19 protein-coding genes are annotated in these 20355 nt (G+C 65.0%); 11 read left to right on the forward strand and 8 right to left on the reverse strand.

The window, feature by feature from the left end; all coding sequences use genetic code 11:
• Positions 1 to 159: 159 nt before the first annotated feature.
• Entirely contained in the window at positions 160 to 1155 is a 996-nt protein-coding gene (locus E1956_RS06495) for a bifunctional riboflavin kinase/FAD synthetase (RefSeq protein ID WP_028220209.1), read from the reverse strand.
• A 176-nt stretch (positions 1156 to 1331) separates the two neighbouring features.
• On the opposite strand from E1956_RS06495, the gene purN reads away from it, so the two are divergent.
• From purN to nadC, 5 genes are all read left to right on the forward strand, one after another.
• Positions 1332 to 2003 carry a phosphoribosylglycinamide formyltransferase gene (gene purN, locus E1956_RS06500; RefSeq protein WP_134747884.1) on the forward strand — a complete coding sequence of 224 codons (672 nt, stop codon included), beginning with the start codon at positions 1332 to 1334 and terminating at the stop codon, positions 2001 to 2003.
• Positions 2000 to 3391: an RsmB/NOP family class I SAM-dependent RNA methyltransferase gene (locus tag E1956_RS06505; protein ID WP_134747885.1), complete on the forward strand. Its 1392-nt coding sequence runs from the start codon at positions 2000 to 2002 to the stop codon at positions 3389 to 3391. The genes purN and E1956_RS06505 overlap by 4 nt, the downstream gene beginning before the upstream one ends.
• 420 nt (positions 3392 to 3811) lie before the next feature.
• Positions 3812 to 5008, forward strand: coding sequence for a DesA family fatty acid desaturase (locus tag E1956_RS06510; RefSeq protein ID WP_134747886.1), 1197 nt, complete (start codon positions 3812 to 3814; stop codon positions 5006 to 5008).
• Between the two features lie 232 nt (positions 5009 to 5240).
• The gene (nadA, locus tag E1956_RS06515; RefSeq protein ID WP_134747887.1) at positions 5241 to 6371 is read left to right on the forward strand and encodes a quinolinate synthase NadA; all 1131 of its coding nucleotides are present in this window, start codon (positions 5241 to 5243) and stop codon (positions 6369 to 6371) included.
• Complete coding sequence (nadC, locus tag E1956_RS06520; protein WP_134747888.1) at positions 6371 to 7285, forward strand: carboxylating nicotinate-nucleotide diphosphorylase; 915 nt, start codon at positions 6371 to 6373, stop codon at positions 7283 to 7285. Before nadA ends, nadC begins: the two co-directional genes overlap by 1 nt.
• 124 nt (positions 7286 to 7409) lie before the next feature.
• Here the strand turns inward: nadC and nadB are convergent, their stop codons facing one another.
• The 4 genes from nadB to radC all read right to left on the reverse strand — a co-directional run bounded on the left by nadB (position 7410) and on the right by radC (position 10716).
• Positions 7410 to 9011 (reverse strand): L-aspartate oxidase, encoded by a 1602-nt coding sequence (gene nadB, locus E1956_RS06525; protein WP_134747889.1) that lies wholly within the window; start codon positions 9009 to 9011, stop codon positions 7410 to 7412.
• Positions 9012 to 9226: 215 nt separating this feature from the next.
• On the reverse strand, positions 9227 to 9394 hold the full coding sequence (gene rpmG, locus E1956_RS06530; RefSeq protein ID WP_027817504.1) for a 50S ribosomal protein L33: 168 nt from the start codon (positions 9392 to 9394) through the stop codon (positions 9227 to 9229).
• A 10-nt stretch (positions 9395 to 9404) separates the two neighbouring features.
• The gene (rpmB, locus tag E1956_RS06535; RefSeq protein WP_027817503.1) at positions 9405 to 9638 is read right to left on the reverse strand and encodes a 50S ribosomal protein L28; all 234 of its coding nucleotides are present in this window, start codon (positions 9636 to 9638) and stop codon (positions 9405 to 9407) included.
• Between the two features lie 277 nt (positions 9639 to 9915).
• The gene (gene radC, locus E1956_RS06540; protein WP_167759980.1) at positions 9916 to 10716 is read right to left on the reverse strand and encodes a RadC family protein; all 801 of its coding nucleotides are present in this window, start codon (positions 10714 to 10716) and stop codon (positions 9916 to 9918) included.
• 171 nt (positions 10717 to 10887) lie between these two features.
• Here radC and E1956_RS06545 point away from each other — a divergent pair, with 171 nt between their 5' ends.
• From E1956_RS06545 to E1956_RS06570, 6 genes are all read left to right on the forward strand, one after another.
• On the forward strand, positions 10888 to 11343 hold the full coding sequence (locus E1956_RS06545; protein WP_133194477.1) for an FKBP-type peptidyl-prolyl cis-trans isomerase: 456 nt from the start codon (positions 10888 to 10890) through the stop codon (positions 11341 to 11343).
• A gap of 5 nt (positions 11344 to 11348) precedes the next feature.
• The gene (gene ispH, locus E1956_RS06550; protein ID WP_134747890.1) at positions 11349 to 12308 is read left to right on the forward strand and encodes a 4-hydroxy-3-methylbut-2-enyl diphosphate reductase; all 960 of its coding nucleotides are present in this window, start codon (positions 11349 to 11351) and stop codon (positions 12306 to 12308) included.
• A gap of 1164 nt (positions 12309 to 13472) precedes the next feature.
• Positions 13473 to 14423, forward strand: a complete 951-nt coding sequence (locus E1956_RS06555; RefSeq protein WP_134747891.1) for a branched-chain amino acid ABC transporter permease — start codon at positions 13473 to 13475, stop codon at positions 14421 to 14423.
• A gap of 16 nt (positions 14424 to 14439) precedes the next feature.
• A complete protein-coding gene (locus E1956_RS06560; protein WP_134747892.1) occupies positions 14440 to 15609 on the forward strand; it encodes an ABC transporter permease subunit in 1170 nt (389 codons plus the stop codon).
• A gap of 24 nt (positions 15610 to 15633) precedes the next feature.
• Positions 15634 to 16410 carry an ABC transporter ATP-binding protein gene (locus E1956_RS06565; RefSeq protein WP_028215777.1) on the forward strand — a complete coding sequence of 259 codons (777 nt, stop codon included), beginning with the start codon at positions 15634 to 15636 and terminating at the stop codon, positions 16408 to 16410.
• A complete protein-coding gene (locus E1956_RS06570; protein ID WP_134747893.1) occupies positions 16410 to 17126 on the forward strand; it encodes an ABC transporter ATP-binding protein in 717 nt (238 codons plus the stop codon). Before E1956_RS06565 ends, E1956_RS06570 begins: the two co-directional genes overlap by 1 nt.
• 96 nt (positions 17127 to 17222) lie before the next feature.
• Here E1956_RS06570 and E1956_RS06575 read toward each other — a convergent pair whose 3' ends face one another.
• The 3 genes from E1956_RS06575 to E1956_RS06585 form a co-directional block, all read right to left on the reverse strand.
• Positions 17223 to 17693, reverse strand: a complete 471-nt coding sequence (locus E1956_RS06575; protein WP_134747894.1) for a GNAT family acetyltransferase — start codon at positions 17691 to 17693, stop codon at positions 17223 to 17225.
• Between the two features lie 19 nt (positions 17694 to 17712).
• A complete protein-coding gene (locus tag E1956_RS06580; protein ID WP_134747895.1) occupies positions 17713 to 18897 on the reverse strand; it encodes an acetylornithine transaminase in 1185 nt (394 codons plus the stop codon).
• A gap of 410 nt (positions 18898 to 19307) precedes the next feature.
• Entirely contained in the window at positions 19308 to 20339 is a 1032-nt protein-coding gene (locus E1956_RS06585; protein WP_134747896.1) for a CDP-6-deoxy-delta-3,4-glucoseen reductase, read from the reverse strand.
• Between the last annotated feature and the right edge of the window lie 16 nt (positions 20340 to 20355).

Genomic DNA, 20355 nt, shown 5'->3' on the forward strand with positions numbered 1-20355 from the left:
GATCACGTGGAATTCGGGGGATGCTCGGCGTCAGCATTGCGGCCAGGCCGCGCAACCGTCGCCTCGGGCGCCGCACGCGGCTGTAAGTTCGCTCGCGGCGCCTGGGGGCGGGGCAACCCGCGCCGCGCACGCCAAGGGCGCGCACGCACGGGCCGCAGGTCACCTAATTCGGTCGGTGGCCGAGGTGGCGAAGCCGGTGGAGCGGCTGCCGGTTACATCGATGCCTGCGGCGGCGAACCACGCGCGGGCGTTCGTCACGTCGCGTGCAATCGCGGCGGTAAGCGTTTCGAGGTCGGCGAACTTCTCCTCGTCGCGCAACTTCTTGAGGAACTCGACGCGCACGAGCTTGCCGTAGGCGTCGCCGTGCCAGTCGAGCAAATGCACTTCGAGCAGCACGCGGCCCGAGTCGTCCACCGTCGGGCGCAGGCCGAGGCTCGCGACGCCGGGCAGCGGATGGTCGGCGATACCGTGCACCTGCACGACGAAGATGCCCTTGAGCGCCGGGCGCTTGTGGCCGATCGGCAGGTTCAGCGTGGGAAAGCCGAGATCGCGGCCGAGCTTCAGGCCGTGGGTGACGTGCCCGCTGATTTCATAGCCGCGGCCGAGCGAGGCGCGCGCCGCGTCGAGGTCGCCCGCTGCGAGCTGCGTGCGCACGGCGGAGCTGGAGATGCGCACGCCCGAGGGGTCGGCCACGGTCGCCATCTGCTCGACTTCGAAGCCGTGCTCGCGGCCCGCGGCCTGCAGCGAGGCGAAGTCGCCCGCGCGTTTCGCGCCGTAGCGGAAGTCGTCGCCGATCATCATCCAGCGCGCGTGCAGGCCGCCCACGATGATGCGCTCGACGAACGCATCGGGCGACTGGCTCGCGAACGTATGGTTGAAGTGCTCGACCACGACGCGGTCCACGCCGTTCTCGCGCAGCGCTTCGAGCTTGTCGCGCAGCATGGCGATGCGCGGCGGGGCGCTGGCCGGATTGAAGAACTCGCGCGGATGCGGCTCGAAGGTCATCACGCAGACGGGCAGACCGCGCGCGTCGGCGGCTTCGCGCACGCGCGCGAGCAATGCCTGATGCCCGCGGTGGACACCGTCGAAGTTGCCGATGGTGAGCGCGCAGGGCGCTCGGCTTTCGGCGTTGGGAAGACCGCGGAAGACTCTCACGATAGCGGAACCTGGAGGAACCTGAGGGAACCTGGAAAAGTGCGCGCGGGCCATGCGCGCCGATCGAGACCGGTTATGCGGCCACGGCCGCGACTAAACAGGAGATTATAAACGCACGCGACGACGATCGCCGCCGCGCGAGCGTCCAACGCCTTCCCCGATGATAAAATCCGCGGATGAAAAATCTCGTCATTCTGATTTCGGGGCGGGGCAGCAACATGGAGGCCATCGTGCGCGCATGCGCGAGCGAGGCCTGGCCGGCGCGCGTCGCCGCCGTGATTGCCAACCGTCCCGACGCCGCGGGCCTTGCGTTCGCGGCGTCGCACGGCATTGCCACGGCGGTCGTCGACCACCGCCAGTATCCCGATCGCGCCTCCTTTGATGCGGCGCTCGCCCAGGCGATCGACGGCCATGCGCCGGACCTCGTCGTGCTCGCCGGCTTCATGCGCGTGCTGACCGAGGGCTTCGTGCAGCATTATTCGGGTCGCATGCTCAATATTCATCCTTCGTTGCTGCCGAGCTTTCCGGGCTTGAAGACGCACGAGAAGGCGCTCGACGCGGGCTGCCGCGTGCATGGCGCCACGGTCCATTTTGTCACGCCGACGCTCGATCATGGCCCGATCGTGGCGCAGTCGGTCGTGCCGGTGCGCACGGGCGACGACGCCGCGGCGCTCGCCGCGCGCGTGCTCAAGACCGAACACGTGATTTATCCGCGTGCGGTGCGCTGGTTCGTCGAAGGGCGCCTCGCGCTCGACGGCGAGCGCGTGACGCTCACGCCACCCGAGCCCCAGTGGCTCTTCCTTGACGATATGAACGCGAACGCACAAACCGCCGGGGAGGGCGCATGAGGCTGCATGGTTTTCTGATTGGACAAACCGAGACGTTGCTGGCCGACGTCCTCAAGTTCACGGGTCCCGCCGACGCGGTGACGAGCCGTTTCTTCCGCGAGCACCCGAAGCTCGGCCATGCCGAGCGCGGCGTGATCGCCGAGGCGGTGTTCGCGGTGCTGCGCCGGCGCATGGAGTTCGCGCACCTGGCAGAGAGCGGCACCGGCAGCCCGACGCGGCGCCTCACGCTGCTCGGCCTGATGGCGACCGCTGGCCGTTCGGCCATCCGCCCGTTCGTCTCCGACGCCGAGGCCAGCTGGCTCGAGCACGTCGCGAAGATCGATCCGGCGAGCCTGCCGCAGCGTGTGCAGCTCAATTTGCCCGAGTGGATCATGAAGGCGCTGGAAACGCGCTTCGACGCCGCCGAGCTCGCTCAGCTGGCCGCCGCCTTGAATTATCCGGCGCCGCTCGACCTGCGCGCGAACCCGATCAAGGCCAATCGTGACGAACTGCTGCGCGCGCTGGCCGAGTCCGGCATCGAAGCGGGCGAGACGCCGTTCGCGCCGTTCGGCGTGCGCGTGACCGGCAAGCCCGCGCTCTCCAAGCTCGACGCGTTCAAGGACGGCTGGTTCGAGGTGCAGGACGAAGGCAGCCAGCTGCTGTGCTCGCTCGTCGCCCCGCGACGCGGCGAGATGGTGGTGGACTTCTGCGCGGGCGCGGGCGGCAAGACGCTGGCGCTTGGCGCGATGATGCGCTCGACGGGCCGCCTTTACGCCTTCGACGTGTCCGAGAAGCGCCTTGCCAAGCTCAAGCCACGCCTCGCGCGCAGCGGCCTCTCCAACGTCAATCCGGTGCTGATCGACAGCGAGCACGACGCCAAGATCAAGCGCCTGATCGGCAAGATCGACCGCGTGCTCGTGGACGCGCCGTGCTCGGGGCTCGGCACCCTGCGCCGCAACCCCGACCTCAAGTGGCGCCAGTCGCCGGAGTCGATCGCCGAGCTCGCGCCCAAGCAGCTTTCAATTCTTACGAGCGCGGCGCGCCTGCTCAAGCGTGGCGGCCGTCTCGTCTACGCGACCTGCAGCATTCTCGAAGCCGAGAACGAGGCGGTCGTGAAGCAGTTCCTCGAGGCGCATCCGGATTTCGTACTGGTGAGCGCGCGCGAGGCGCTCGCGGACCAGCGCGTGGGCCTCGACACCGGCGAGTACCTCTCGATGTGGCCGCACCGCCACGCGACGGACGGCTTCTTTGCCGCCGTGCTCGAGCGCCGCGGCGAGGCACAGCCCAAGGCGAAGAAGGCGGGCGCCGCCACGACGCCGGACGAGGCAGCCGCGGAAACCGAAGCCGCCGACGCCATTGCCCGCGCGCAGGAGTCCGAGGCCAGCGAGCCCGACGCCGCGCTGGAATAAGCGAGCGGTAGTGGGTAAAAACGCGGGGCCGTCCGGTGCAGACTGGACGGCCCCGCGTCGTATGTGCCGCCTGATGAAAATGGGGTGCGGATGCCGCAGCACGTGCCTCGGCCGCAGCGGGGCGTTCGAGCCACTTAAGGTGAGGTTAAGGCGTACCTGTCATTCTGATCGTGACGCCAGGCGGCGAAAGGCTAGATGGGGCCGGAAGGCACAGAAAAGGCTTCAGGAAGTGTGGCAAACCGTCACAAAAAGCGATCCAGAGATTGACTCGGCCGCCATTAGGGAAAAAAATCTCTATTTGTTACAAACACTTGGAACGGTTCTAGTAGAATGCCGTCCAACCCCTTCTGGTCACTTTCATTTTCTTGACATCGGCGCGGTGCTGAAAGGGCGGCGCGCTTCGTTTCACGGGTACATACCTTGTTGAATTCCCTGCTTGATTTCCTCGCCCACGGGGTGCTGCATTTCTCGTGGTGGCAGATCGTGCTGTTCGTGGCCGTGGCCACCCACATCACGATCATCGGCGTGACGGTGTATCTGCACCGCTGCCAGGCGCACCGCGCGCTCGATTTGCACCCGATCGCCAGCCACTTCTTCCGTTTCTGGCTGTGGATGACCACGGGCATGCTCACGGGCCAGTGGGCCGCCATCCACCGCAAGCACCACGCCAAGTGCGAGACCGAAGAAGATCCGCACAGCCCGCAAACGCGCGGCATCTGGAAGGTGCTGCTCGAAGGCGCCGAGCTCTATCGCGCCGAAGCGAAGAACGAAGAGACGCTGCGCCGTTTCAGCCATGGCACGCCCAACGACTGGATGGAGCGCAACGTCTACACGCGCTACCCGATCCTCGGCGTGAGCATCATGATGGTGATCGACGTCGCGCTGTTCGGCGTGGTCGGCCTGTCCGTGTGGGCCGTGCAGATGGCGTGGATCCCGTTCTGGGCCGCCGGCGTCGTGAACGGCCTTGGCCACTTCTGGGGCTATCGCAACTTCAACTCGTCGGATGCGAGCACGAACCTTCTGCCGATCGGCATCATCATCGGCGGCGAGGAGCTGCATAACAATCACCACACCTTCGCGACTTCCGCGAAGCTCTCGAACAAGTGGTACGAGTTCGACATCGGCTGGATGTACATCCGCATGATGCAGGCCGTCGGTCTCGCGAAGGTCAAGAAGGTTGCGCCCACGCCGCGCCTCACCAAGGGCAAGCTCGTGGCCGACCACGAGACGCTCCAGGCCGTGCTCTCGAACCGCTATGAAGTGATGGCGAGCTACGCGAAGGCCGTGAAGCAGGCGTATCGCCAGGAGCTCGCGCATCTGAAGGAAGTGGGCGAGCGCGAGAAGTACAAGGTCATGCGCGGCGCGCGCAAGTGGTTCGACAAGGAAGAAGCCAGCCTGAACGAGCCGCAAAAGCGCCAGTTGCCGCAGATCTTCGCGAACAGCCAGAAGCTGCGCACGTACATCGAGTTGCGCAGCGAACTCGCGGCAATCTGGGAGCGTTCGAGCGCCTCGCGCGAACAGTTGCTCACGCAGCTCCAGGATTGGTGCCATCGCGCCGAGCAAAGCGGCATCAAGGCGCTCCAGGAATTCGCGTCGCGTCTGCGTCGCTACGCCTGATTCTGCGGATTCGCAGGTTCGCGGTGGCCAATGCGCCCTGCGTGAATCTCGAAAAAATCCATTAGAATCCAGGTACGTCACAAAACCCCGCGCTGGCGGGGTTTTTCTTTTGGGGCCGCGGAAAAGCCGGTGTCATGCACCGATCTGAAGCCGTGGCGATCGGCAGGGCTGCAACTAGAGCATGGGGTCGGAGTCACGAGCGTTGCTCGAACTTTGGCCGACAGAGGAGATCATGAGTCAGGCAATCAGGAAGGTCGAATATGACCGGCCGCAGGGTGCCGTCTGCAGCGTCGGACAGGCGTGGGCGAAGGTGCCCGACGCACCCAGCGCGGCAGAGCGCGTTGCATTGAAGGAGCGCATTCGCGCGTTGCTCAAGCGCGAAAAGGCGGTGCTAGTCGCGCACTATTATGTCGATCCTGAATTGCAGGAGCTGGCGGACGAAACGGGCGGCTGCGTGGCCGATTCGCTCGAGATGGCGCGCTTTGGCCGCGATCACGAAGCGCAGACGCTCGTCGTGGCTGGCGTGCGCTTCATGGGTGAGACCGCCAAGATTCTGAGCCCGAACAAGCGCATCCTGATGCCGGACCTCGACGCGACCTGCTCGCTCGACCTCGGTTGTCCCGTCGACGAGTTCTCCGCGTTCTGCGATGCGCATCCCGATCGCACCGTGGTGGTCTACGCGAACACCAGCGCCGCCGTGAAGGCGCGCGCGGACTGGATGGTCACGTCGTCGATCGGCCTCGAGATCGTGGCCGATCTGCACGCGAAGGGCGAGAAGATCCTCTGGGCACCGGACCGCCATCTGGGCAACTACATCCAGAAGAAGACCGGCGCCGACATGCTGCTGTGGCAGGGCTCGTGCCTCGTGCACGACGAGTTCAAGGGCATCGAGCTCGATCTGCTGCGCGCCGAGTATCCCGACGCCAAGGTGCTCGTGCACCCCGAGTCGCCCGAGGCCGTGGTCGCGCTGGCGGACGTGGTCGGCTCGACCACGCAGTTGATCGACGCCGCGGTGAAGCTCGACGCGCAGCGTTTCATCGTCGCGACCGATCTCGGCATCCTGCACAAGATGCGCCTTGCCGCGCCGGGCAAGACCTTCATCGAGGCGCCCACGGCCGGCAACAGCGCGACCTGCAAGAGCTGCGCACATTGCCCGTGGATGGCCATGAACGGCCTCACGAATCTCGCCGACGTGCTCGAGCGCGGCCACAACGAGATCTTCGTCGACGCTGCGCTTGGCGAGCGGGCGCGCCTGCCGATCGACCGCATGCTCGCCTTCGCGGCCGAGCACAAGCGCCGCGTCCAGGCGAGCGGCGACCTCGCGCGCGACACGGCGTTGTTTTCGCAGGTGGGGGCGGCCTGATGACGAATTTGAAGGAAGGCGCGCGGGAGTTGCGCGCAGCGGAGGCCGTCGCGCCCGTGCTCGACGAAGTGCGTGCGCAGTATGGTGCAGCGTTCGATGCCGCGATCGCGCGCAATGTGGCGGATGCGCTCGAGGAAGACGTCGGGCCCGTCGACCAGACGGGTCGCCTCGTGCCCGCGGACGAAGTGCGCGACGCGCGCATCATCTTGCGCGAGGACGCGGTGCTGTGCGGCGTGATGTGGTTCGATGGCGTGGTCAAGCGCGTCGATCCGCGGATCGAGGTGCGCTGGCACTATCGCGAGGGCGAACGCATGGCGGCGGACACCATCGTGTGCTCGCTGCGCGGCCCGGCGCGCTCGCTGCTCACGGCCGAGCGCAACGCGATGAATTTTCTGCAGCTGCTCTCGGGCGTGGCGAGCGTGACGCGCCGCTACGTCGACATGATTGCGCATACCCAGGCGCGCATCCTCGACACGCGCAAGACGCTGCCCGGCCTGCGCCTCGCCCAGAAGTACGCGGTGCGTGTGGGCGGCGGCGCCAACCAGCGGCTCGCGCTTTACGACGGCATCCTGATCAAGGAAAACCACATCGCGGCGGCGGGCGGTGTCGGCGCGGCGATGGACGCGGCGATGGCCCTCGATGCGGGCGTGCCGATCCAGATCGAAGTCGAGACGCTCGAACAGCTCGATGTGGCGCTCGCGCATGGCGCGAAGTCGGTGCTGCTCGACAACTTCTCGTTCGAGATGATGCGCGAGGCGGTCAAGCGCACGGCGGGGCGCGCGGTGCTCGAAGTCTCGGGCGGCGTGAACTTCGACACGGTGCGCACGATTGCGGAAACGGGCGTGGACCGCGTTTCGATCGGCGCGCTGACCAAGGACGTGCGGGCCACGGACTACTCGATGCGGATCGTCTGAGCGCGCCGCGTTTCAAGCGCCGAATGAACAAAGGCCACCTCGCGAGAGGTGGCCTTTTTGCTGGGCCACGCAGGGCCGAAGGGGCCGGTGAGCCGTCGTGCCATCGCGCCCTTGTCCCGTTGCTTTACGCCACGGTGCGATTGCGCACGCGCTCCGGCGAGAGCACGCTTGGCAGCGCCTTGGGGAGCGTGCCCGGCCAGTCGCGGCTGTAGTGCAGGCCGCGGCTCTCGCGGCGCGAGCGCGCGCTCTCGACGATCAGCGACGCCACGTCGACCAGATTGCGCAGCTCCAGCAGATCGCGCGTCACGCGGAAGTTCGCGTAGTACTCGAGAATCTCGTCGCGCAGCAGTGCGAGGCGGTGTTGCGCGCGCTCGAGGCGCTTGTCCGTGCGCACGATGCCCACGTAGTTCCACATGAGGCGGCGCAGCTCGTCCCAGTTGTGCGCGACCACGACTTCCTCGTCGGAGTCGGAGACGCGGCTTTCGTCCCAGTCGGGCAGCGGGGCGTGCGCGCCCGCGCCGAAGCCTTCGGCCTCGATCGCCTCGGCGGCCGAACGGCCGATCACGAGGCATTCGAGCAGCGAGTTGCTGGCGAGCCGGTTGGCGCCATGCAGGCCCGTGTACGACGTTTCGCCGACGGCGTAGAGCCCCGCGAGGTCGGTGCGGCCGGCCAGGTCGGTCACGACGCCGCCGCAGGTGTAGTGCGCGGCGGGCACGACGGGGATCGGCTCCTTCGTGATGTCGATGCCGAACTCGCGGCAGCGCGCGAGGATCGTCGGAAAGTGCTCTTCGAGAAACGCGGCCGGCTGATGGCTGATGTCGAGATGCACGCAGTCGATGCCGTGCTTCTTGATCTCGAAGTCGATCGCGCGGGCGACGATGTCGCGTGGCGCGAGCTCCGCGCGCGCGTCGTGTGCGGGCATGAAACGCGTGCCGTCGGGCAGCCGCAGCACGCCGCCTTCGCCGCGCACGGCTTCGGAAATCAGGAACGACTTCGCGTGCGGGTGGAAGAGGCAAGTGGGGTGGAACTGGATGAACTCCATGTTCGCCACGCGGCAGCCCGCGCGCCAGGCCATGGCAATGCCGTCGCCGGTGGCCGTGTCGGGGTTGGTCGTGTAGAGGTAGACCTTGCCTGCGCCGCCCGTGGCCAGCACCGTGTGCGGCGCCTGGATCGTCACCGTGCGGTCGTTCTGCAGATCGAGCGCGTAGAGGCCATGGCAGCGGCGGCCCGGCAGGCCGAGACGATCGGACGTGATGACGTCGATCGCCTGGTGGTCTTCGAGGATCGTGATGTTCGGATGCTGACGCGCGCGCTCGAGCAGCGTCTGCACGACAGCGTGGCCGGTGGCGTCGGCGGCGTGGATGATGCGCCGGTGGCTATGGCCGCCCTCGCGCGTGAGATGGAAGCCGAGCTCGGCGGCGGCGTCCTTCGTGAACGGCACGTCCTGGCCGATCAGCCACTCGATGGCTTCGCGCCCATGCTCGACGATATAGCGCGTGGCCGCCTCGTCGCACAGGCCGCCGCCGGCGACGAGCGTGTCGTCCACATGGTTCTCCACGCTGTCGGCCGAATCGAGCACTGCGGCGATGCCGCCCTGCGCCCGGTCGCTCGCGCCCTCGGTCATCGCGCGCTTGGCGATCAGCACCACGCGGCGCGTGTCCGCGAGGTTCAGTGCGACGCTCAGTCCCGCCAGCCCGCTGCCGACGATCGCTACATCGAAATTCATGGTCCTGCCTCTCCGTCTCTCTTGTTTTGCTGCTTCGTGCCACCTGGAGCCGCGCTGCGGCGCCTTTTGCCGGTGACGTGCGCACAGGCGGCGGGTGAATCGGCAAGCATACTCCGAGAGGGGAGCGGACGAAAAGCCGCACTTGCGGCGCAAAAAGAAAAACCCCGCCAAGAGGCGGGGTTTTTCTGTCTTCGTCTGGCTCGAAACCCGATCAATTACTTGATCTTGGTTTCCTTGTACTCGACGTGCTTGCGAACAACCGGGTCGAACTTCTTGATCGACATTTTTTCCGGCATGTTGCGCTTGTTCTTGGTGGTCGTGTAGAAGTGACCCGTGCCTGCGGTCGACTCGAGCTTGATCTTGTCGCGAATACCCTTGGCCATGATTTACTCCTTAGATTTCGCCGCGTGCGCGCAGGTCTGCGAGCACGGAGTCGATGCCGTTCTTGTCGATCAGGCGCAGGCCTGCGTTCGAGATGCGCAGACGCACCCAACGGTTTTCGCTTTCAACCCAGAACCGGCGGTTTTGCAGGTTCGGGAGGAAACGGCGCTTGGTTTTGTTGTTAGCGTGGGAAACGTTGTTGCCGCTCATCGGCGCTTTCCCAGTGACTTGGCATACACGTGCCATGAGTGCACTCCTACGGAAATTCTGAGTTCGAGAGCCGCTTAAGTTTCCCAGGCGAGAAATGGCCGGAATAAGAGCGCGCTCACGTATGGATGAGAGACAACCTCGAACCCAGGCCATATTTCCCCTGGAATGCCGCGACGGGCTTCGGAACAGGGTTGGAAATAGGCAAACCGTAAGTCTAGCAGAAAAATGCCTGGAAAATCAAACCCGATTTGCAAGTGCCGTGGTGTCGGTGCATAGGCCAGGCCATTGCAAAATGGGTTCCGATGCTGATGGATCAATCGAGGCCGTGGCGGGCAAACGAAAACGTCTCCTGCGTGCCGATGATCAGATGGTCCACGAGCTGGACTTCCACGAGTGCGAGCGTTTCGCGCAGCACCCGTGTCAGGCGCCGGTCGCTCGCGCTCGGCTGGACCGCGCCCGAGGGATGATTGTGCGCGACGATCAGGCTGGCGGCATTGAGCATCAGTGCGCGCCGGACGATTTCGCGCGGATAGACCGCCATGCGCGTGAGCGAGCCGCGCGTGCTCTCTTCGGTGCGGATCAGCCGATGTCGCACGTCGAGAAAAAGGCAGACGAACACTTCATAGCCCCGTCCGCCGATCAGCAGGCGAAGATAGTCTTCCACCGCGCCGGGCGAATCGATCAGCGGCTTTTCTTCCAGTTGCTCGGCGAGCGCGCGCCGGGCGAGCTCGAGTACGGCGACGAGCGTCGAAGCCTTGGCTGGCCCGATGCCGCGCAGGCTCTCGAATTCCTCGCGCTGCGCGTCGAGCATGGCGCGCAGCGACCCGAAGTGCCCGAGCAGCGACCGCGCAACGTCGAACACGTCATAGCCCGGCAATCCCGAGCCGAGCAGGAGCGCGACCAGTTCGAGGTCGGAGAGCGCGGCCGCCCCGGATTCGAGCAGGCGTTCGCGCGGCATGACGCCGTGCCGTGCCTCGGCGCGCTCTGCGCTTGCAACGGGAGCGACTGCGACTGCTTGCGCCGCGTCGCGCGCGAGGGCGATGGGCGGCGCTTCAGCCGCCCCGGCAGCGGCGCCGTCGCGCCAAAGCGGCTTGCTACAGGCGATTTCGATCATTCGATCTCCTCGGGGCGGGCGGGGCGCGCACCATGCGCGCGGCCGCCGCCCAGCAACTATGTGGCTTACAATAGGGCTTTCCCGACCGCGCGAAGGCGGCCGGACCGGCCCCTTGAGGGCGCCTCTCGCGCGCACGCGCTGCGCTCGCGCCCAGACGAATACGAGTACCGCATGAGCATCATCGACATCTCCGAGGTGAAACCCGGTTCCCACGTCACGCTGAACTACCGGCTTTCGCTTGCCGATGGCACCGAGATCGTCAATACGTTTGTCGACCGCCCGGCTACGCTGCTGCTGGGCGTCGGGCAGCTTTCGCCGCCGTTGGAGAACATTCTGCTGGGTCTGAAAGTGGGGCACCACTCCACCTTTCAGCTAGAACCCGGCGTCGCTTTCGGCCAGCGCAATCCCGATCTGATCCAGCGCGTGTCGCTCAAGACGCTGCGCGATAACGCCATGATCGGCGAGTCGTTCAAGCCCGGCGACCTCATCGAGTTCAACGCGCCCGACGGCGGGCGCTACGCCGGCGTGCTCAAGGAGGTGAACGAGACCTCCGCGCTGTTCGATTTCAACCATCCGCTCGCAGGCCAGGCGGTTGCGTTCGAAGTGCAAATCATCGGAATCCTTTAAAGCCCATGACCACGGACACGTCCCTTCTCGCCGACACCGAAATCCTGCTCGCCCAGCCGCGCGGGTTTTGCGCCGGCGTCGACCGCGCCATCGAGATCGTCGAGCGGGCCATCCAGCTCCACGGCGCGCCTATCTATGTGCGCCACGAGATCGTCCATAACGCCTACGTCGTCGAAGACCTGCGCAAGAAAGGCGCGATCTTCATCGAGCAGCTCGATGAAGTGCCGCCCGGCAACACCGTCATCTTCAGCGCGCACGGCGTGTCCAAGGCCGTACGCGCCGACGCCGAGGCGCGCGGCCTGCGCGTCTACGACGCGACCTGTCCGCTCGTGACCAAGGTGCACGTCGAAGTGGCGAAGATGCGCGACGAGGGCCTCGACATCGTGATGATCGGCCACAAGGGACACCCGGAAGTCGAAGGCACGATGGGTCAGGCGCATGAGGGCATGTATCTGGTCGAGGACATCGCCGACGTTCAGGCGCTCGATCTGCGCGATCCGCAGCGCGTGGCCTTCGTCACGCAAACCACGCTGTCCGTGGACGATGCCGCCGAGATCATCGCCGCGCTCAAGGCGCGCTTTCCCGAGATTCGCGAGCCCAAGAAGCAGGACATCTGCTACGCCACCCAGAACCGCCAGGACGCGGTCAAGTTCATGGCGCCGCAATGCGACGTCGTGATCGTGGTGGGCAGCCCGAACAGCTCGAACTCGAACCGCCTGCGCGAAGTGGCCGAAAAGCGCGGCATCCCCGCCTATATGGTGGATGCGCCCGAGCAGATCGATCCGCGCTGGCTCGAAGGCAAGCGCCGCATCGGCCTGACGGCAGGCGCGTCGGCGCCGGAGGCACTGGCGCAGAAGATCATTCAGCGTCTGCACGAGCTTGGCGTGCGCAATGTGCGCGCGCTCGAGGGCATCGAAGAGAGCATCGCATTCCCGCTGCCGCGCGGTCTCGGGCAGCCGGCCTGAACACCGGGTCTCACCCCGGTTTCGCCGTAAAGCGCGCCAGGTGGCGCGCTTTTTTTATTCCCGCTGAAAACAAAAGTGCGCACCCTGCGCCATTAAATAGGGAAGTATCACGCGAAACGTGAGGTAAACCACGTTGCTACGGCCCGGTCGTATTAGTGTTTTCGCTATAGGGCAGGGTCGAATTTCGCGGTGTGACCCCTTTATCTGAAAGATTCGACCGCTTCCAATCCTGCGCGCATCGGTCCGGTGCGAAATCTCAATATTCACTTAAATGCATGTGGCCGGATGTTCGATGCCCGTCCCATAAGGCATAGCGCCACGCCGAAACAACACTTGATGCGAGCCATGCCAGATTTCGGTGCAACTGGTGCACGAAAATATGGCGCAACCTCGGGTGCAACCATACGCGTCCTCTTATTTCAAAAATTGGTTGCAATGCAGGAAAACCCTGTCGGTCCAACAATATTGCTGGTCGCATAATTGGAGTTACAATGCGCGCGTTCTGGGGGCCGAACGGGCTCGCGAGGCCCTACAGGCAAGCATTTCGGAAGGCGCAGGAGACCTGATTAATGCAAGTCGAGTTTGCTTTTGCCGCGTCTTCGGCGGCTGCGGTTGCAACGCGCCCAGTGTGGTTCTTCCGCAGTGCCGAAACAGGCATCAGCGCAACATCGATGATTGGCACGCATGTTGCGTATGCAGGCGGCACGAATGCGGTTTTCGTGACGGACCAAAAGGTTCTGGCCAATGCTGCCGTAAACGGTAGCGCGGCAGGGACGCAGGGTCCGTCTGCCGGCTTGCCCGAAGCCGTGCGCGGTCATGCGGTGTCTTTCGACGCCGCGGGCCACGCCTGCGCCAAGGGCAGCCCGAAAGTGGGAGTCATGACGTATGACGCACGCAAGGCGGGCCGTGAGGCCCGTCGCGCAAGCGTCGTCGCGAAAGTGACAGGTAGTTGAACCCGACGGCACCGAACCATCCGACGGTGCCGTTTTTGCATCCACTTCCGGCGAGCAGGCAGCTGCAACACAGCGGCAACGCGATCCGGACGTGGCCAACCTTTACCGGTCTTTTACTTCAGTACCCGAGAGTGTCGTTGCGGTTCCGTAAAACATCGCCCACCGGCCGATGACGAGCGCGAATCCGGTCGCACGGGCAAAGGAGCATTAAATGGATATTTTCATCCAGCAGATCCTGAACGGGCTGGTGCTTGGCAGCATCTACGCCATCATCGCGCTGGGCTACACAATGGTGTACGGGATTCTGGGCATCATCAACTTCGCGCACGGCGACGTGCTCATGGTGGGCGCGATGGTGGCGCTTTCCGCGATCAACGTGCTGCAGAATCACTTCCCGGGCCTCGGGAACATCCCCACGCTGTGCATTGCGCTCGTGATCGCCGCGATTGTGTGTGCCTTCGTCGGGTACACGATCGAAAGAGTCGCGTACCGGCCGCTGCGGCGCGCGCCACGTCTCGCGCCGCTGATCACCGCCATCGGCGTGTCGATCCTGCTGCAAACGCTCGCGATGATGATCTGGTCGCGTAACCCGCTGGCCTTCCCGCAGCTGATCTCGACCGATCCGATCAACGTGATCAAGGCGACCGACACGGGCGTAGGCGCCGTGATCTCGCCGACCGAGATCGTGATCATCGCCGTCGCGTTCATCGTGATGGCGGGCCTCTTGCTCCTCGTGCACAAGACCAAGCTCGGCCGCGCCATGCGCGCCATCGCCGAGAATCCGAACAATGCGAGCCTGATGGGCGTGAACCCGAACTTCGTGATCTCGGCCACCTTCATGATCGGCTCGGCGCTTGCCGCGCTGGCCGGCGTGATGATCGCCTCCGAATACGGCAACGCGCACTTCTACATGGGCTTCATTCCCGGCATGAAGGCGTTCACCGCGGCGGTGCTGGGCGGTATCGGCAACCTGGGCGGCGCCATGGTGGGCGGCGTGCTGCTCGGCCTGATCGAGCAGCTCGGTGCGGGCTACATCGGCGGTCTCACCGGCGGTGTGTTCGGCAGTAACTATCAGGACGTGTTTGCGTTCATCGTGCTGATCATCGTGCTCGTGTTCCGTCCGTCGGGGCTGCTGGGCGAACGTGTTGCGGACCGTGCATAAGAGGGGGTAGCACAACATGACTTCTATTCAACCGATCGAGCCGTCGACGACGCTGATCCCCGAGAAGAACACGACCAGGACCCTCACGGTCGGGATCGTGACGGCCATCGTCGTGGCCGCGCTGCCCTTCGTGGTCGGCGCCGCGGGCGGCAACTACTGGGTCCGCGTGCTGGACTTCGCGATGCTCTACGTGATGCTCGCGCTGGGCCTGAACGTCGTGGTGGGCTTCGCTGGCCTGCTGGACTTGGGCTACATCGCGTTCTATGCGGTGGGCGCCTACGTTGCCGCGCTGCTGACCTCGCCCCACCTCACGACCCAGTTCGAGTGGATCGCGCACATGTTCCCGAACGGCCTGCATACGCCGTACTGGATCGTCGTGCCGTGCGCGATGGGGCTCGCCGCGTTTGCGGGTATCGTGCTCGGCGCGCCGACGCTGCGTCTGCGTGGCGACTATCTCGCGATCGTGACCCTCGGCTTCGGGGAAATCGTTCGTATCTTCATGAACAACCTCGACCGTCCGGTGAACATCACCAACGGGCCGCAGGGCATCACGGGCGTGGCGCCGCTGCATGTCGCGGGCATGGACCTCTCGCAGCCGCATACGATCTTCGGTTTCACGTTCACCGCGGTGTACTGCTACTACTACGTGTTCGTGCTCTGCGCGCTGCTCGTGATCTGGGTGTGTACGCGTTTGCAGCACTCGCGCATCGGCCGTGCATGGGCCGCGATCCGCGAAGACGAAATCGCCGCCAAGGCCATGGGCATCAACACCCGTAACGTGAAGCTGCTCGCGTTCGCGATGGGCGCGTCGTTCGGCGGCCTCTCGGGCGCGATGTTCGGTGCGTTCCAGGGTTTCGTTTCGCCGGAGTCGTTCACGTTCTGGGAATCGGTCGTGGTGCTCGCCTGCGTGGTGCTCGGCGGCATGGGCCACATTCCGGGCGTGATTCTCGGCGCGGTACTGCTGTCGATCTTCCCCGAGTTCCTGCGCTCGACCATGGGGCCGCTGCAGCACGCGCTGTTCGGCCACCAGATCATCGATACCGAAGTCATTCGCCAGCTGCTCTACGGTCTCGCGATGGTCGTCATCATGCTCTACCGCTCGGAAGGTCTCTGGCCCGCGCCGAAGCACGAGGACAAGATCGCGAAGATTGCGAAGCGTACGAGCAAGAAGCCGGTGCGCGCCTAAACGACAGGACGGGAGATACAGCATATGAGCAACAACCAGATCCGCCTGTCCGTGAAGGGCGTGAACAAACGCTTCGGCGGCCTGCAGGCACTCTCCGATGTGGGCCTGCAGATCGAAGCCGGCACGATCTACGGCCTGATCGGCCCGAACGGTGCGGGCAAGACGACGTTCTTCAACGTGATCACGGGCCTCTACACGCCGGACTCGGGTGAGTTCCGGCTCGACGGCGACACCTACACGCCCACCGCCGTCTATCAGGTGGCGAAGGCGGGCATCGCCCGCACGTTCCAGAACATTCGCCTGTTCGGCGGCATGACCGCGCTGGAAAACGTGATGGTGGGCCGCCACGTGCGCACGAAGCACGGCCTGCTGGGCGCGGTGTTCCAGACGCCGGCCGAGCGCAAGGAAGAGCGCGAGATCAAGGAGCGCGCGCTCGAACTGCTCGAATACGTGGGCATTTCGCAGTACGCCGACTACACGTCGCGCAACCTCTCGTACGGCCACCAGCGCCGTCTGGAAATTGCGCGCGCGCTCGCGACCGATCCGAAGCTGCTCGCGCTCGACGAGCCGGCGGCCGGCATGAACGCGACCGAGAAGGTCGAACTCACGCGCCTGCTCGACAAGATCCGCGCCGATGGCAAGACCATCCTGCTGATCGAGCACGACGTGAAACTGGTGATGGGCCTGTGCAACCGCATGACAGTGCTCGACTATGGGAAGGTGATTGCCGAAGGCCTGCCGCACGACGTGCAGAAGGACCCGAAGGTGATCGAGGCATATCTGGGCGCGGGAGTTCACTGATGGCTACACCGGTTCTGAAAATCAAGGGCCTGCAGGTCAACTACGGCGGCATTCAGGCGGTCAAGGGCGTGGACATGGAGGTCCAGCAGGGCGAGCTCGTCACGCTGATCGGCGCGAACGGCGCGGGCAAGACCACCACCATGAAGGCGATCACGGGCCTGAAGCCCTACTCGGCAGGCGACATCGAGTACATGGGCCAGTCGATCAAGGGCGTGCCGGCGCACGAGCTGCTCAAGCGCGGTCTGGCGATGGTGCCGGAAGGCCGTGGCATCTTCGCGCGCATGTCGATTGTCGAGAACATGCAGATGGGCGCGTACCTGCGCAACGACACGGACGGCATCAAGAAGGACGTCGATCGCATGTTCGGCTTCTTCCCGCGCCTGAAGGAGCGCGCGGCGCAGCTCGCGGGCACGCTCTCGGGCGGCGAGCAGCAGATGCTGGCGATGGCGCGCGCGATCCTCAGCAAGCCGAAGCTTCTGTTGCTCGATGAGCCGTCGATGGGTCTCTCGCCGATCATGGTTGAGAAGATCTTCGAGGTGGTGCGCACGATCTCGTCGGAGGGCATCACGGTGCTGCTCGTCGAGCAGAACGCGCGTCTTGCGCTGCAGGCGGCGAATCGCGGCTACGTGATGGACTCGGGTCTCGTGACGATGGAAGGCGACGCGAAGAAGATGCTCGACGATCCGAAGGTGCGCGCGGCGTATCTGGGTGAATGAGTGGTAGCGGTCTTCGTGACCGCGAAAGAACGAAAGCCGCATGGACCTGAGGTCCATGCGGCTTTTTTCATGGTACGGCGAGTAGAGCGCCGGTAGCTACGCGCTTGCTTCGGATTCCTGCATGCCGAGCCGCTTGCCGAGGCTCACGACCGCATCGGCGCGATAGCCGAGCGCGTCGTAGAACGCGAGCACGTCGGGCTTGCTGCTGAGCACCTGGAGATTGAGCTTCGGGCACCCGATTGCGGCGAGCGCATGCTCCGCATGGCGCACGAGCCGCGTGCCGATGCCGAGCCGCCGCGCATCCTCCGCCACGGCGAGCGAATAGAGCCAGCCGCGATGGCCGTCGTAACCCGCCATCACCGTGCCGACGACCGCGCCGCCTTCGCTATCCTCGCCGCGCACCGCCACGAAGAACAATTCGGGCTGCGTACCGAGTTTGTTCGCGATCGACAGGCGCGGATCGCGGTGCGGCCGGCCGGTGTCCCCATATTCGGGAAACGCGTCCAGCCACAACGCGAGCACGGCGTCGGTATCGGCCACAGTGAAGGTGCGGATCGAAATGGACATGGGGCGCCTTGTTGCCTGCTTACAGCGAATCGAGCACCGTACGCAGCATCGCCATCATCTGGTCGATCTCGTCGTTCGTCACGTTGAGCGCGGGCATGAAGCGCAGCAGATTCGGGCGCGCCGCGTTCAGCAGCAGGCCGTCCGGTTGCATGAGACGCGCCTTCTCGACGATCTCGGGGCCGATGTCCTTGCCGAGCAGCAGCGCGCGCAGGAGACCTTCGCCGCGCTCGCCCTGGAAGCCGCGCTCCGCGGACAGTTCCAGCAGCTTCTCGCGCAGATACTCGCCGCGCGCACGCACGCCTTCGAGGAAGCCCGGCGCGACCAGTTGCGAGATCACCGAATGCCCCACGGCCGTCATCAGCGGGTTGCCGTTGTAGGTGCCGCCCTGATCGCCCGCTTCGAACACCGTGATTTCCTTCTTTGCGAGCAGTGCCGCGAGCGGCACGCCGCCGCCGATGCCCTTGCCGAGCGTCATGATGTCCGGCTCGATGCCCGAGAGCTCGTAGGCGAAGAGGGTGCCCGCGCGGCCGCAGCCGCTCTGCACCTCATCGGCGATCAGCAGGATGCCGTGCTTTTTCGTAAGCGCGCGCAGTTGCTGCATGAATTCGCGCGTGGCGGGAATCACGCCGCCTTCGCCCTGGATCGGCTCGAGCATCACGGCGACGGTCTTGCCCGTGATGAGCTTCTCGACCGAGGCGATGTCGTTGAGATCGGCCTTCGGGAAGCCCGGCACCTGCGGCGCGTAGATCGTGTCCCAGCCCGGCTTGCCGCTTGCCGACATCGTCGCGAGCGTGCGGCCGTGGAAGCTGTGGTCGAACGTGATGATCTCGTAGGCGCCGTCGCGGTGCTTCTTGCCCCACTTGCGCGCGAGCTTGATCGCGCCTTCGTTGGCTTCCGCGCCGCTGTTGGCGAAGAACACCTTGTCGAAGCAGCTGTGCTCGGTGAGGAGGCCGGCGAGCTTCGCCATCGGCTCGTTATAGAAAGCGGGCGACGGGTTGATCAGCAGGCGCGACTGCTTTTCGATCGCCTCGATCATGCCTTCGTTGCAATGCCCGAGGCTGTTGACGGCCCAGCCCTGGATGAAGTCCAGATATCGCTTGCCTTCGTTGTCGTAGAGCCACGACCCCTTGCCATGCGTGAAAACGATTTCGGGCCGGTTGGTGATGTACATCAGCGACTCGATCGGGTACTCGGAAAAATTCATGGCAACGGGCTCCGCGCTGGGACTGCAATAAGGGTGGGAAAGAAGCCGTCAAAACCGGCAGACAAACAAAAAGCCACGGACTGGCCGTGGCTTTCGTGATTCGAACTACATGTGCGTTGGGGGTTCAACCCACTTGCAACGCGCGTCCGCGACCGAGCCAGGCCCTAAAGATGGGGCAGGCGTCGACGTCGGAGAGCGGACAGGATGCAGTTCATGGGCGCAAGAATACGACAAGGGCGGCGGCGCTGTAAACCGTCAATGTGCCGATTTGCTTCGATCAGCCGAAGAAATTTTCGTGACGGCGCGCCAGCATGCTTACCGGGGTGCGCCACTACGCGCGCAAATGCGTAAAGGCATTGCGCGCGCAACGGGTGCGCGGCAGGGGCACACGGCGCCTGCCAGTGCGCCGCTCAGACGGGGTTCGCGAGGTCCGCGGCGCTCGTGAACGAGTCCGCGTAGAACTCGTCTTCGGGCAGTCCATGATGCTGCGAGAAGTCGCGCTGCGCCGACTCCACCATCACCGGCGCACCGCACGCGTAGACCTGATAGGCGGAGAGATCGGGCAAATCCTCGATCACGGCGCGGTGCACGAAGCCCGTGCGGCCGGTCCAGTTGTCGTCGGCGGCGGGCTCGGAGAGCACCGGCACGAAGCGGAAGTTCGGGATGTCCTTCGCCCACTGCTCGGCGAGATCCAGTAGATACAGGTCCTTCTTCTGACGTGCGCCCCAGTAGAGCGTCATCGGGCGGTTCAGATTTTTGTGGACCGCGTGCTCGACGATCGCCTTGAGCGGCGCGAAGCCGGTGCCCGAGGCGAGCAGCACGATGGGCTTTTCGGAATCCTCGCGCAGGAAGAAGGTGCCGAGCGGCGCCTCGAAGCGCAGGATGTCGCGCTCCTTCATCTGCGAGAAGACGTGGTCGGTGAACTTGCCGCCCGGCATATGGCGGATGTGCAGCTCGAGCGGGCCTTCCTCGTGCGGCGCGGTGGCCATCGAGTAGCTGCGGCGCGTGCCGTCCTTGAGGATGAACTCGAGGTATTGGCCCGCGAGGTACTGCAGACGTTCGTTGGCGGGCAGTTGCAGCTTCAGGACGACGACGTCGTCGGCTTTGCGCTCGATCGCGGCGATGCGGGTCGGCAGCTTGCGCACCTGGACGTCACCGACGCCCGCCACTTCGCGGATATCGATTTCGAGGTCGGTCTGCGCCGTCGCGCAGCAGAAGAGCGCCATGCCGCGTGTTTTCTCGTCGTTCGAGAGCGCCGAAGCGGCGTGCGCGCGCTGCTCGACTTCGCCGCTGCAGACCGTGCCCTTGCACGAGCCGCAGGCGCCGTTCTTGCAGCCGTACGGCAGGCCGACGCCCTGGCGCAGGGCCGCGTTGAGGATGGGTTCGTCGGGTTCGACCTGGAACTGCCGGCCGCTTTGCTTGAGCGTTACGTTGAAGACCATATTCGAGAAGGCTTGA

The sequence above is a fragment of the Paraburkholderia pallida genome (genome assembly GCF_004524855.1).
GTDB lineage: Bacteria > Pseudomonadota > Gammaproteobacteria > Burkholderiales > Burkholderiaceae > Paraburkholderia > Paraburkholderia oxyphila.

What these genes read in the sequence shown, in the direction of transcription:
- purN (WP_134747884.1), top strand. Translation starts at nt 1,332, where the DNA reads ATGAAAAATCTCGTCATTCTGATTTCGGGGCGGGGCAGCAACATGGAG.
- E1956_RS06505 (WP_134747885.1), top strand. Translation starts at nt 2,000, where the DNA reads ATGAGGCTGCATGGTTTTCTGATTGGACAAACCGAGACGTTGCTGGCC.
- nadA (WP_134747887.1), top strand. Translation starts at nt 5,241, where the DNA reads ATGAGTCAGGCAATCAGGAAGGTCGAATATGACCGGCCGCAGGGTGCC.
- nadC (WP_134747888.1), top strand. Translation starts at nt 6,371, where the DNA reads ATGACGAATTTGAAGGAAGGCGCGCGGGAGTTGCGCGCAGCGGAGGCC.
- nadB (WP_134747889.1), bottom strand. Translation starts at nt 9,011, where the DNA reads ATGAATTTCGATGTAGCGATCGTCGGCAGCGGGCTGGCGGGACTGAGC.
- rpmG (WP_027817504.1), bottom strand. Translation starts at nt 9,394, where the DNA reads ATGGCCAAGGGTATTCGCGACAAGATCAAGCTCGAGTCGACCGCAGGC.
- rpmB (WP_027817503.1), bottom strand. Translation starts at nt 9,638, where the DNA reads ATGGCACGTGTATGCCAAGTCACTGGGAAAGCGCCGATGAGCGGCAAC.
- radC (WP_167759980.1), bottom strand. Translation starts at nt 10,716, where the DNA reads ATGATCGAAATCGCCTGTAGCAAGCCGCTTTGGCGCGACGGCGCCGCT.
- E1956_RS06545 (WP_133194477.1), top strand. Translation starts at nt 10,888, where the DNA reads ATGAGCATCATCGACATCTCCGAGGTGAAACCCGGTTCCCACGTCACG.
- ispH (WP_134747890.1), top strand. Translation starts at nt 11,349, where the DNA reads ATGACCACGGACACGTCCCTTCTCGCCGACACCGAAATCCTGCTCGCC.
- E1956_RS06555 (WP_134747891.1), top strand. Translation starts at nt 13,473, where the DNA reads ATGGATATTTTCATCCAGCAGATCCTGAACGGGCTGGTGCTTGGCAGC.
- E1956_RS06560 (WP_134747892.1), top strand. Translation starts at nt 14,440, where the DNA reads ATGACTTCTATTCAACCGATCGAGCCGTCGACGACGCTGATCCCCGAG.
- E1956_RS06565 (WP_028215777.1), top strand. Translation starts at nt 15,634, where the DNA reads ATGAGCAACAACCAGATCCGCCTGTCCGTGAAGGGCGTGAACAAACGC.
- E1956_RS06570 (WP_134747893.1), top strand. Translation starts at nt 16,410, where the DNA reads ATGGCTACACCGGTTCTGAAAATCAAGGGCCTGCAGGTCAACTACGGC.
- E1956_RS06575 (WP_134747894.1), bottom strand. Translation starts at nt 17,693, where the DNA reads ATGTCCATTTCGATCCGCACCTTCACTGTGGCCGATACCGACGCCGTG.
- E1956_RS06580 (WP_134747895.1), bottom strand. Translation starts at nt 18,897, where the DNA reads ATGAATTTTTCCGAGTACCCGATCGAGTCGCTGATGTACATCACCAAC.
- E1956_RS06585 (WP_134747896.1), bottom strand. Translation starts at nt 20,339, where the DNA reads ATGGTCTTCAACGTAACGCTCAAGCAAAGCGGCCGGCAGTTCCAGGTC.